Annotated in this window: 10 protein-coding genes; 1 reads left to right on the top strand and 9 read right to left on the bottom strand. The window is 36.2% G+C overall.

Annotated features, from left to right (window positions below; translation table 11 throughout):
• Window positions 1-40: 40 nt before the first annotated feature.
• Together PAARA_RS15540 and PAARA_RS15535 are read right to left on the bottom strand one after the other, a co-directional pair.
• Window positions 41-706, bottom strand: a complete 666-nt coding sequence (locus tag PAARA_RS15540; protein WP_062569909.1) for a hypothetical protein — start codon at window positions 704-706, stop codon at window positions 41-43.
• An 89-nt stretch (window positions 707-795) separates the two neighbouring features.
• Window positions 796-1,839: a hypothetical protein gene (locus PAARA_RS15535; RefSeq protein ID WP_062569908.1), complete on the bottom strand. Its 1,044-nt coding sequence runs from the start codon at window positions 1,837-1,839 to the stop codon at window positions 796-798.
• Window positions 1,840-2,170: 331 nt separating this feature from the next.
• Here PAARA_RS15535 and PAARA_RS15530 point away from each other — a divergent pair, with 331 nt between their 5' ends.
• Entirely contained in the window at window positions 2,171-2,434 is a 264-nt protein-coding gene (locus tag PAARA_RS15530; protein ID WP_062569907.1) for a hypothetical protein, read from the top strand.
• 363 nt (window positions 2,435-2,797) lie between these two features.
• Here PAARA_RS15530 and cas6f read toward each other — a convergent pair whose 3' ends face one another.
• The 7 genes from cas6f to PAARA_RS15500 form a co-directional block, all read right to left on the bottom strand.
• Window positions 2,798-3,400: a type I-F CRISPR-associated endoribonuclease Cas6/Csy4 gene (gene cas6f / locus PAARA_RS15525; protein WP_062569906.1), complete on the bottom strand. Its 603-nt coding sequence runs from the start codon at window positions 3,398-3,400 to the stop codon at window positions 2,798-2,800.
• Window positions 3,397-4,425 carry a type I-F CRISPR-associated protein Csy3 gene (csy3, locus tag PAARA_RS15520; protein ID WP_062569905.1) on the bottom strand — a complete coding sequence of 343 codons (1,029 nt, stop codon included), beginning with the start codon at window positions 4,423-4,425 and terminating at the stop codon, window positions 3,397-3,399. The genes cas6f and csy3 overlap by 4 nt, the downstream gene beginning before the upstream one ends.
• The gene (locus PAARA_RS15515) at window positions 4,425-6,476 is read right to left on the bottom strand and encodes a type I-F CRISPR-associated protein Csy2 (RefSeq protein WP_062569904.1); all 2,052 of its coding nucleotides are present in this window, start codon (window positions 6,474-6,476) and stop codon (window positions 4,425-4,427) included. Before PAARA_RS15515 ends, csy3 begins: the two co-directional genes overlap by 1 nt.
• A gap of 3 nt (window positions 6,477-6,479) precedes the next feature.
• Window positions 6,480-7,655 carry a TniQ family protein gene (locus PAARA_RS15510; protein ID WP_062569903.1) on the bottom strand — a complete coding sequence of 392 codons (1,176 nt, stop codon included), beginning with the start codon at window positions 7,653-7,655 and terminating at the stop codon, window positions 6,480-6,482.
• Window positions 7,656-7,729: 74 nt separating this feature from the next.
• Window positions 7,730-9,325 (bottom strand): hypothetical protein, encoded by a 1,596-nt coding sequence (locus PAARA_RS20850; protein ID WP_245219971.1) that lies wholly within the window; start codon window positions 9,323-9,325, stop codon window positions 7,730-7,732.
• 6 nt (window positions 9,326-9,331) lie between these two features.
• On the bottom strand, window positions 9,332-11,764 hold the full coding sequence (locus tag PAARA_RS20845) for an NACHT domain-containing protein (RefSeq protein ID WP_245219969.1): 2,433 nt from the start codon (window positions 11,762-11,764) through the stop codon (window positions 9,332-9,334).
• 36 nt (window positions 11,765-11,800) lie between these two features.
• The gene (locus tag PAARA_RS15500; protein ID WP_010388182.1) at window positions 11,801-12,127 is read right to left on the bottom strand and encodes a helix-turn-helix domain-containing protein; all 327 of its coding nucleotides are present in this window, start codon (window positions 12,125-12,127) and stop codon (window positions 11,801-11,803) included.
• Window positions 12,128-12,219 lie beyond the last annotated feature (92 nt).

Here is a 12,219-nt window from a genome sequence, read left to right as displayed (position 1 = left end):
GTACTTAAACCTTGCGTCCTTTCGTTGAAGCGTTGTATGTTTAATTACCTATTTCGAAATTACCATCTCGAAAATGTAATTTTTTTTCTTGTACATTAGTAACATCAGAAAGCCCTGTGCTTTCTATTCTAAATGTTATAAAACCATTATCATTAACAAGCTTAGGGTCTAGATGTAGAACGAAATCAAAACTTTCATCAGGTGCCAACTCAGATAAGGTCTCCCAATATCCTATTTTCTTTTCACCTTTTCGATGAGCAACTGGCTTTATATTTTTAATCGTTTTCACTAACTCAACATTAACTTTCCGAGCATAATTTTTACTCACATTTTTTATAGTTACAATGGCAACTCCATATGGCTCCCACTGACTTACACTTCTCTTAGAGCAATCAAAAAAACGTTCGGAAGAATGATTTTCCATATAAACAACTGACAAATAGGTTTCCGATTCTTTTTCCGAGCAGTTCTTCTCAATATGCCATGTGAGCCAACATCTTTCAGATAGTGATTTTTGTTTTATAAATAAAACATAAGCGGAAATGAACGCCAAAAAACCACCTGAAAAACCACCTGAAAAACCAAGCCAACCATCAATAGAGCCTACTTGATACCCAGGCACATAAGTAATATATAAATTTATGAAAAGAGGAGTAGCTAATGGAATAGCTATCGCTATTCCAATTAAAATTAACAACTTACGCATCAACCCTCCCTTTAAATATAACGCCTTGCTCACCGGAAATCATGAGCGTAGCGAATGACTTTTCCGAATGCAGCAACTTGTTATACCTTTTAAATTAATAAATTAATGGTCTCACTAACTTTTATGCTTTTCTGAAAGTCAGTATAAAAACCACCAAAAAACCAATTACCGCTGGGGTTTAATGAGTTATCTGAGAAAAAAGATGCTGAAATTATCCTAGGTCTGTCAAACTCCCAAGAAGGAATCAAGATCTCCTTGATTTTTTCCAACCATGCAGGATTTTCCGTATCTAAAAAACCCATAAATTGAACATTGTAAGTAGGCTGAAAATATTTAATCAGGGATGCCTCTAATACCTCAGCCCAAGGTTTCATGCCGCACTGGGTTTCAATTATTTGGCTATTTATTATAAAGTGACCAGGAAATGGCTCTATTGAATACTGAGATTGGTAGCCAAAAATGTAAACCTGACGATTAGGGTAGTCTCTTTGAATATAACCGCTTATTTCTCTTACTTTTTCATGATTCCAAAGCCTGTCCGCAAAGTCTCTATTTCCATCTTTACCTGTAGAAATTCCAATATATTCAATTCGAAAGTTTAGATCTTCGTTACTTAAGTCATTCTCAAACTCGATGAAGTGTAAAAGATCAGGCTCAAGAAAAAAACCATACATATTTCCGCTACTTGATGTAAACAACAAACGATTAGGATAACCCTCTTCACTAGATTCTACGCGGCAACATTCTATGTCTTTATGACTTTTGAAGTCTTCTCCTTGAGCAGGGAAAGGATAGGGAGATTTACCATTTAGAGAAATCTTAAATGGAATTTTTAGGTACTTTTTGTATCCGGTTTCAAACTCAATTTCACCAGCCCCAACTCCTTTTTCTACATCCCAACCAAAAGTGTCATTTACAAACATGCAGCGTGGTCTTGTGGCTATAAAATAATGATGGTATCCAGCTGTCACGCCAAAGTTTGTGATCTTTTCTCCATTAGCTTTTGTAACAGAAACTTTATCATCGGGGCTTGCGACTCGGACTTTTTTCAAGCTCTCAAAATGCTGAAGTCCAAGCATTAATGGAAACCCGGTGGTGTAATTTAGAACAGAAGGTATTTTTTCAAATGACATTAGTCGACTTCTCAGTACTAGGTATAACAGCTTATTGAACACCACTTTGGTGGTTTATAACACACCAGAACGACGTATATTACAACCCTAATAATTTCACCAATAATTACCTTTGTAAACAAGTAATTAAAATAGCTAGGAATTAAGCTTGTTATTTTGCACCAAAGCGGCGATTAATAATGTTATTGGACAAAATTAGACTCCAACTCAAAAAAGCGGGAATTAATTTAACTTTTTCAATGTCCGGACTTCGCTCATAGCCGAACTTCGCAAATTTTTAGAATTACGTTATGGTTAGATAACATCATCTTTTATATTTTGGGAGTTTAATATGGCTAAAACAATAAAAACCAGCAACACCAAAGATAAATCGGCGAATTTCGATTGCGAAAATGTAAAAACTGCATTAGATGGTCGACTTTCGGTAGATGATCTTAGCGCCGCTGAACAAGCTGTATTTATGAATAATTTTGATGAAGCTATAAACTCTAACCTAGAACAGGATTTTTCTAAGCATTTTGAAAAACTGAGCGGTAACGAAAAATTTTATGGCTTAGATGATAAGGGTAAAATTATCTGTGATAACAAAAAATAGCTCATACCTTAATTAAAGTTAAATAAAAAGACCCCAGCGTTTGCTGGGGTCTTTTTATTTAGCCTCTGCCTTTTCGGCAGTTAAAAGTCACAATTTGTGGTTGTTCAATTCCTGGCCTAATTTCAGCTGCCTACTCGGCAGTTCACATCCACATAACAACTATTGCCAATGCGCTTGAATTTCCAGCTGCCTACTCGGCAGTTCACGCTGTCTGCACTGTGTATGATTTCAGTAATAGATTTCCAACTGCCTACTCGGCAGTTCACTATAAAAAATAGTTTAAATTTCTATAAATACCAAACTGTTAAACGAATTTAAATTATTTACCCTTATTTTTAATCAATCAAATAACTCATTAAAAAATTAAAAAAGGGGATTCAAAGAGGGCACCGTGCCTTGAAATGTTTGATTTGTAGCAAAGCCATAATTGTTGAATTGATTTTTTATGGATTCAGCATTTTCAATTTTTTGTATATGAAGTATAAAATTTTCTCCGTTGTCTTTGCTTGATAAGGGTATTGAATGAAAGTGGCCTATGGCTTTTGCCTCAAATTGATATTCAGGGTTGTAAACTTCACCTCTAGCTTCAGCTCGTTTTTTAGCTCGCTTTAATCGCCTTCGCTTTTCACCAACAAATGCTTTGGCTACTGATTGGTTGCGAATAAACATAACCTCATTTTGCTCTGTTGGTACTTCGAGTATTGTTGATAAGCCAAATAACTTATCATGAGCCATCATCTCAAAATAGCTTTGCTGAGATAGGTTGGTTAATTGTTTTTTATCTGTCGATACAAACGCTATTTGATTACCTATGGTTTGCTCGTTCCATTCAGGAAAACACACACCAATATTACTAATTTCGCGTGAACTCATAAACCCATGCAAAATGCCAATACACCGGCCAGCAAGAAGGTTTACATCACAATTTTTGGGTAAATAAGTAATATTAAAATAATAGCGCTTCAACCTTTGCTCCTTTGAAATAAGCCACCTTTGATCAGCACTGCCGCAATAAAGTGAACTGCGTCTGATTCTTCACCTTGCTCTAAACCATGCTTTTCCATGTGTTTAATATGCAAAGCAATGCGCGGGAGTAATGAATAAAAGTCTGAATGGCTCTTAGGTGTTCTGTGTGCAACTAATATTTGCTTATCTGCGCCATACTCGTGAGTGCGTAAAGGTTTGTAGCCTCCCTCATACCAATCATCAATAGTTTGGATAGCCGCCCCTACTTTTTGTGAGTTTAAACTTGCTGCTTTTTTATCGCCCACTTGGGTGTACGCAAGTTGTTTAGATGACATGCCCTGTTCAACAGCATCTACAAACTTTTGACTTGGGTGAACCTCTTGGCTAAATGCATTTTTAATTTTTGCGGTTATATCTAAATAACAATAATTTTGAGGGTTACTAAGCCCTTCTTGAATAACTTCTGATAATGTTATTAGTGCTGTTTGATTATTTTGCCAATTGCCCTGCCACTTTAGCTTTTGTATACCTTCAACGATGATCGGGGCTGCATGTTCAGTAAGTATTTCAATATCAACATTCGGTGATTGACGATTACGCCAAAGCCAGTTGCCCATCAGTATATTTTTAGCATAGCGAGTTGCAACTTCATTAAGGCCATTGTGTTTTTTGTAGGTTTCAAAAAAACGTTTTAACCAATAAATAACTTTAGGATCATCACAAACATGTGGCTCAATACCATTAGCCTCAACTCTTAGTGAAAAACGGCAAAATAGCTCATTTACTATTGGAGGCACGTAGCACACATCAATTGTTTGTGGGTTACCAAAAGCGAGATCTTGTGGCGCTAAATTTTTAGCCACATTTTGCTTTTGATACGCATCGCCAAACCCTGACTTTTGCCCAACTAATTTATTTTGCTCTATTTGTAACGGTTCAAAATCAGACTCTGGTGTTTTATAAAAAAAAACCGCTTTACTTGGTGAGAGCGAACGCGTGTAACTTAAGTGCCGAGGTAATTGCATTATTCATACTCAAACTTAGACTTTTTCATAAGCATAGACTCTTTTTGAACATCCATAACCCAAAATGCGTCATGAAAGAACTGCTTAGCCCCTGCGTACTTAACTGACGTATTGCTAGTACACTCTAACAACCCAATTACGGGCTCAGCATAACAATGGTTCTCATGTAATGCTCCACCTCGCTTTATGGGTTCTTCAAGCGCAGCAAAGCCAATTGCAGCGGGTCGTAAATTAAAGTTACCGTTAAGGGCATCAATTAATTGTTCAAAACTTTTAACTACTTTTTTTGAAGGATATAACCAACTACCATTTGACGATTTTGCTTTAAGGTTTTTAAAGAGCTCACTCGGTTTACTATACACATGACACCAGTCTATATTTTGATATAACGAAGGTGGATGCATAGTGCCACCTGCAAACGAAGATGGTAGTGCGGGCTTTATAAGCTGACTATTTAACTTATCTAACAGCTCAGTATTTGGTACAAAAAGCCTAAATATTAAATCGAGTGTTATGTCGCATTTAGGTTTATCGATAATTCCTGATCTTATTACATGACTACGCCCTGCAACTTGTTTTAACTTGCTTGGCTCAGGTAATGGTTTACCTGTATGTAATTGATAACTTTCAATGTAAATGGCACTGCCGATACACTTTATTGAAGGGTCTATAAAGCTTTTTAGCTTACGCTCAAAGTTATGAGCAAGTCCATTTAAAGCAGTAAGTGACGGCATACCTTGAATATACGGGTTAGCCATTGCTTCAGCATCGAACACTCGCATATCTTGGCAATGTACATATACTACCTGCTCATCATTTAATGTTTCTTCTTCTGCTACACAATGAGTAAACACATAGTTTAACTGCGCTTTAAACAGCTCCATTAAATTAGGGTGATACGCAAAGCGTTTGAGCTTACTTAAATTACCAAGGCTCTCATTTAGTACGTTACTAAATTGGCTAATGCAGTTAGTAATACTCTGATCTAAGTAATGCTTTGTCCACTCAGGGTAAGCTTGCCCTTGAGTGTTATTTTTAGCTTCAAGAATGTTATCAAGCCATAACTGCAAGCTAACACGTACTTGCCTAATAGCCGCTACTCGCGCTAATCGCTTTTGCCTTAACGTATTAAACTGTTTAATACCAACCAATACCAAAAGCGCCTGTTGAAATTGACTACTTAATAGCGCACGAATTTTAAATGCTTTCTCAATATCATTATTGGCTACTTTGGATCGGTTAATAGCCTTTGAATATGTTTTAGGAAAGTAACGCAGCACTCTTATATTGCCGCCTACTGAGCTTGCTAAATCGCCAACATTGGCAGGTCTTGAGTGCTCAACTAAAGCAAAATTTAACTTACGTTCTGTTGTTAATTGCTGAATTTTAGCCAGCATTGCGTGGCTTACTACAGGCGTAACCGCAAGGTAGCTTTGCTGAAATGGCATTTGTAATTGTGGTGAAAAAGAGCTTACTTCTAATGGGAACTCTGCCACTGGCAACAGCTGTTTCATTTTGCCCGCGATGTCTAAAACCGCCTTTTTAGCAAACCCATATGCTCTTATTAAATTAATCCAAACAGGCTCTTCATTAATTAACAGCCTTGCTAAACAAGTCACTTCATCTTGCCAAGTAAATGAGGTTAAAAATAGCTTTGCATGATTAATTTCAGCACTGTTGTGCGACCAGCCAAAACTAAAAGGTAATGACCGACTGCAAATACCCGCAATATCTTCACTTACAACTGCACTAATTAAACGTTGATGGCTTACTCGTATATCTGGGTATTTTAAATTATGAGTATGAAACCATTTGACTTCGTTAATACACTTACTCAATAACACTTCATCGCATAATACACTTTTAGCAGTTCTTACACTTGTTAAATCATCAATCTCACTTCGCTTATAAACAAGATTAATGAGCACAACGAGAGCTTGTTCTTCAAAGCCATCTACCGCAACATGAGGCATGTATGGAGCAAACAACTTTCTAAGGGCTGTGGTTTTTTCTTTTAGTGATTCAATTGCAAATGCATCTTGTAAGTCCATAAGTTACCACGGCGCTATAAATTGTTTTTTTGTTTGAGGCTTTTCAGCTGCGAATGCTTGCTGTAGCTCAATTACCTGGCGTAAATAAAATACATGGCTATCAGCTCTGAGCTGTTCGTGCTTTTTTTGTGGATAAGCACAGTTTAAAAAGCCTTCTTGATGAAGCCTGTAAACTTGCTCTATGGTAGTGTTTAATAATACTGCGGCATCAAAAGTACAAAACAGTAAATCTGCAATATTTGGATGTTTAGCTTTAGGGTTACTATCAACTAATTCGACAAAGTAATTAATAATCTCATCAATTACTCTGTTTTTACGGTTGCTTGTTGCAGCAATTTGACCATCACGGATTAAATCGCCATACACAGAGTTGAACTTAGTTTTATTAAAAGGGTTAAGCTGTTTGAGCCGCGCATTATTTGTGAGTAAATCTAATTCAACGGTAAAGCCATCAGGCCAAGTACTAAAGTAATCAACAAAAGCGCAGTTAAAGTCTGCATCGCTTACATCAAGTTGTTTAGCCTTCGCAAACCACGATACCAACCCCACTATTTTTTGGCTGTTACTACTTGCAAGCGCAGATGCAATTTTAAAGTCTGCATCGTTTAACTGTTCACTACTGGTTAGTTTACAACCACAGCCACACTCTAAAAACGCCTCAGAAGCTCTATAATCAATTAATTTATGGCATTCCCTATATTGTGAGGTTAATTGCATTTTATGCTTGTGGCATGCTTTATAGGGCTTTAAATGCCAATAAAAAGGAATATATGGAGACTCAGACAAGCATTCAATGCAAACAGGTATGTTATCAGTATGAAGTAGCTCAAGGGGAATTGTCAGTTCATTTCGGCTTACTGCGGCCAGGTTGCCAAATTTAAAATTACTGCGCCGCCAAGCAAGTGCAAGAATGTCACCAGCATTTACATCTGCTAATTGAGCAACCAACTTAAGCGCTCTTATTCTAAAGCTACTCGCTTGCCTAGCATGATAAACATCAACCTTGCTAAGCTCTAACGGCAACGCACCTTCAAGATCATGATCTTGCTCTGCAAGCCATTGCCACAAAATATCAGCAAGCTCACTATAGCCATTGTATGAGTTATCACTTGCAAGCCTTAGCAAATAGCTTTCAAGCGCCTCATCAGGATAAGGTTTTGTTTGAACTAAAAAATGCATCGCCAACCTAAACTAAGAAAATCTTAGTTTAGGTTTAGATTAAAAGTAATACTTAGGTCAAGCTTAAAGAGAAATTAATCTTTTGAAACATCTAAAACAAATATATCAATCAGCCCTACAAGATTTTTAGGTAAGTCATTTTCTAATTTTACTTTAAGTTCATCTGCGCTTTTCAAGCCATGCTGCTTTCTATTCGCTACCTTTTCTTCAGCCCCAAACCAAATAACAAGATAAATACCTTGTCCTTCAGCGTCAGGATGAATTGAATATCTTTCTGCCAGTTGGTTTCCTGCTGCTGAAAACAGTTCTGTATGCCACTGCCCTTTAGCTTCAATCACAAGTAATCTTCGAATACCATCCATTACTTTGGAAGCAGTAATATCAATTCTATTTTTATCTTTTGTTTGATGCTCTGCATTGATAACTATGCTGTCTGCTTCTAAGCGAGGCTTCAAATACTCTGCAATAATTTCTACTGAGCTAACTTCATCAAGGCGAACTCCTCCTTGTGAATAAAAACGATTTCCTGGGTTAAACTCCCCACCCTTAATATCTTTTTGATATTTATCTAGCTCATACAAAACTCTATCTCTAAGTCCTTCAACAGTAACAACATCACAATTATCCAAAAGGTCTATAACCTTTGAGATATTCGGAGGAATAAAGTTTCTCAAAGCTAAAGCACGAATTTGATTTGCTCTCATACTTTTAAGATTTTGGCGCATAACTTGAAAACGAGAGTCCTCAATTAACTGTTCAATAATATGAATTGTTCTCTCAGAAGCGTCCAATTCAATTTGCCTAGATATATCAACCAGAAATCGATATGCTCTTTCTCCGTCAGGACTAGAGGTGCCATAAAAGGAAGGCAAGTTAACTTGTGGCCAATCTTCAATAAAGCGATCTAATAATAGATATATTTTATCGCTAGATAAACTTGGAAAAGTATCGCGACTTCCTGAGTTTAAACTACTTGATATTCCCTCGAATAAAAATATTGAGCTTTTCTTCTGAGTAAGGAAATAAAAAAGCTTTTGGGAATCGCATAAATTCAAAAAATAAAAAGCTCTTAAAAACCAGAATTGTATGATTTTCTCTTCAGGCTTATCAATATGAGGTGATTCAATTCGACCCAGCCATTCATCGCAACGAATTAAGATCAAATCTTTAAGCTGTTCTTCATCACCATAATGAACGGCTAAATCAAATAAAATATCCAACACATAATAGCTCAGGCCAGAATACTTGTTTAACCACTCTAAGGGTAAATTGGCTTTAAAATCACTAAATATTTCATCGTCTCTTAGTACTTCTACTTCGGGGTGTTCGCATTTAAACCTGTCTAATTGAGGCTCAACATACTCTTTTAAGTAACTCTCTTTGGAAGTTACATCAGGAAATAACAAACGATCAATTTCACACTTAAGAAGATCACGTTCATCTTCAGTTACTGCGTCATAATAAGTATTACATCTAGTTTTCACAGCAGAAAGTATTTGCTTACTAATATTGTCTAGAGTTCCCTCCATACGTATTGTTTCTAAGCACAAAGCATACAAAACTGTTTCAACATGTAACCTCTGCGATTGACTCCTCAACTCCGCAAGTTTCTGTAAGTTAGGTACATCGGGAGCAATCAGGCTAGTGCAGTTTTTTAATGAAGTTCTCATTAGTTCTTAATCACCAAACTCTTTTTGTATATTTTCAGGTTCAAATAACAAACACTCTGAAAAATTAACTAACCACCCGAAATGCCCTCCAGATTCGATTAAAGCGCGGTTTCTCTGGATAAAGCTAATGTTGTCTGCACGATTTTGGCTCTCACATTTTTTGTTCTTTCTATCTAGTCTATTAAACTTCGAATTTCGTTTTCGTATCTGTAATCCAATAGAGTAATCTGTATTATTTGCTTTTGCCCACTCTCGCATAAATTCTAGCTTTTGATTAGCTTGTTTACGCATGATACTGCGTATCTGATTATTCAACTTGAGCTTATTATGCTGGAAGTAATAATGCCTCGTAATAAAAGTTGACCACAGTTCTAAATTGTTTTCTTCAAATGCTAAATTGATTAGGTATTCAATATCTTCAACGGAAAAACATAATCCAGAATGCGCACCGCAATGTGGTTCAAACCTACTTTGTTTAAGATTGTAGATTTTTTTACGTTCAGTTATACCAGAAAAAGCGGTTTTAAAAAGTCCTTGTCTTAAGTCTTTATTTTCTCTAATTGCTTTTACAGACTTACAGAAGTTTTCACTTTCGTCCCTGTGATAATTTAAGTTTTTTAGCCACCCCCATATCTGTTCTGGGTTATAAGGGAGGCTAGTAATATCAAAGTAATGATTGAGCAATTTACCTACAAGCTTGCTTATCCCGTCTCTACAAAAACATTCATAGTACTCTTTACCACAACTGCAAGTTAACTCATCGGTTAAAAAATTTAATAATCGTTCTGTATTTTCAGCACTTAAAGTCCATACCAATTTATTGATGAAATATCGATTGCCTTGTAACCGTCTATCATCTAGTGAGGTTTTTTCAGTAGGGTAGAGATTTGAACATGCTCGAAAGAAGCGTTTTAGTATGCCTAAATCAATAGAATTAGCACCTAAGAATTCAATCCCTTTAGCTGCGATGTTTAGAGAGGTATTACTAGACTCAGATATTAATGTTTCGAGTATTTTAATATCATCAACAAGCGAAAACAAACATTCCATAGCAAGCCTTCGAGTATCTAATCTCTCATTAGGTTCGAATAGTATGTTTATGAGATTGGGGGTTAAGTGCTCAATAACCTGAGATTCTTTGATTATAGTTAATACTAAGTCTCGTAAATGCCCATCACTTTTATTTTCTAAAATTGGCTTAATATCTTCAGCCATATTTTTATCAAAAAAACTAACTGTACTGTATCGCCGCCAAAAATCACCTCTTCTAAAATACGGGTCATTTTTTTCAATTTGTGTTAACTGTGATAAAAGCAACCTTTTAGATGAGCGATCAAGTTGTGAGGGGTCTCCATTAGCTAGCACAGCATAAGGATCAAGCTTTATAATTTCATGTTGTAGCGCTAACCCGCCGAGAGTAGCCATCCAACCAAGCATTCCTCTCAATTCATCACGAACAATATTATTTGAAGCTATTACTGTTTTACAAACTCTTAAAGTTAGTGGATCTTGATTACTCTGTATTCGCTTTACTAAATACTGGGCGGCACAATATTCAGCAATAATCTTGTGAACAGCTCGATGCTGATCAACATCATCTGCAAGTTTAAATAAGCGAGAATCTATAATGCTCGATAGATCTAAGCCCTCTCTTATTAGTGCATTGATATTGGGGTATAAGTATTCCTCTGATAAATCACTAACACTTACTCCTTCAGCACCTGATAAAAGAGTTTTAGAAAATACTTCTGAAGCGAGCTCTATTTTTTTCTTATACGGGAAATCTATTCCAGTTCTTCTTTTTGCCGAAGGGTTAAGCTCTTTAGCTAAGTGCTCAACTGCTTTTTCAAAGATAGAGCTTTTACTTTTAAATTTTCGATTACTTTCAATGTAGGCATCTGCAAACATTTTCAAAAACTGGGGGTTCGGAAGCAAAACATCTAAATTAAAGCGTGATACTTCTGTATAAAAATTATCAAAATCTTCATCAGGCAAGTGGTGATCAAAAATCTTCCTTTGTTCTAATTCATTAAACTCCCTCAGCCTTAATACCAAAGGATCACATTCTAAATACTCTATAACTGCTTGTGTTGAGTCACTGCTCCATTCACTTGAGCGACTTGATATTATTAAAGTTTCAGGTTTTGACTCTATGACTTTAGCTAATAATTTGTGTATACCACAGTTGTCAATCTTGGATAGTTCATCCAAGGCATCTATAACAAGAAAATCCCTAAATAATTTACTAGAATACAAGTACTTGCTAGCAGTGACTGGGTTAGTATTAGCCTTACTTGCTAAGCTTTTAAGAAACTCAGTCTTACCTGCTCCTGGTTCTGCTAAAATAATTACGCACTTAGAGACACTCAAGAGTTCATCTTCAGCATAAATTTGCTCATCATTTTCAAGAGTACGCTGAAGATAAATATTTGAGGTCATAGATTCTCTGTATATTCACAAATTAAAGTAAGGTATTTACTCTTTAATTAAGCCTAAAGATATTTTGGAAGTTTTCATACTATTAAGTAATTTCGCCTTATCATGCTGGTCTGCTTTACCCCATGCGCAAATTAGTTCAGCTAAATCATCTTCTTCACAATAAAAGTAAGCTACTGGCACATCTAGCTCTTTAGCAATGCGTTTCATGGTTAAAAAATCAGGGGCATGTTTGCCTTTTTCATATTGGTTCATGCGTGCACTAGCCGTATTTGGCTCCATTCCTAATGCCATACCTAGCTGTTGCTGAGTAAGGCCAGCTGCTTTTCTTGCAAATTTTAGGCGTGAAGGTGTTGGAGTTTCCATGTGAACCTTAGCTATAAAACATATCTTGCTAAGATTCTCTTAGTATCTAACCCATAAGTGTACTAAGGATATTTTAGTTTTTAAATATACAC

The organism is Pseudoalteromonas arabiensis (assembly GCF_001550155.1).
In the GTDB taxonomy this organism is placed as follows: Bacteria; Pseudomonadota; Gammaproteobacteria; order Enterobacterales; family Alteromonadaceae; genus Pseudoalteromonas; species Pseudoalteromonas arabiensis.
Note: the sequence above shows the minus strand (reverse complement) of the source record. Positions and strands in the feature narration are given on the sequence as shown.

Bases quoted from the DNA above. Each gene is read 5' to 3' on its own strand.
- PAARA_RS15535 (WP_062569908.1), bottom strand. From the start codon at position 1,839: ATGTCATTTGAAAAAATACCTTCTGTTCTAAATTACACCACCGGGTTT.
- csy3 (WP_062569905.1), bottom strand. From the start codon at position 4,425: ATGCAATTACCTCGGCACTTAAGTTACACGCGTTCGCTCTCACCAAGT.
- PAARA_RS15500 (WP_010388182.1), bottom strand. From the start codon at position 12,127: ATGGAAACTCCAACACCTTCACGCCTAAAATTTGCAAGAAAAGCAGCT.
- PAARA_RS20850 (WP_245219971.1), bottom strand. From the start codon at position 9,325: ATGAGAACTTCATTAAAAAACTGCACTAGCCTGATTGCTCCCGATGTA.
- PAARA_RS15540 (WP_062569909.1), bottom strand. From the start codon at position 706: ATGCGTAAGTTGTTAATTTTAATTGGAATAGCGATAGCTATTCCATTA.
- PAARA_RS15515 (WP_062569904.1), bottom strand. From the start codon at position 6,476: ATGGACTTACAAGATGCATTTGCAATTGAATCACTAAAAGAAAAAACC.
- PAARA_RS20845 (WP_245219969.1), bottom strand. From the start codon at position 11,764: ATGACCTCAAATATTTATCTTCAGCGTACTCTTGAAAATGATGAGCAA.
- PAARA_RS15510 (WP_062569903.1), bottom strand. From the start codon at position 7,655: ATGCATTTTTTAGTTCAAACAAAACCTTATCCTGATGAGGCGCTTGAA.
- PAARA_RS15530 (WP_062569907.1), top strand. From the start codon at position 2,171: ATGGCTAAAACAATAAAAACCAGCAACACCAAAGATAAATCGGCGAAT.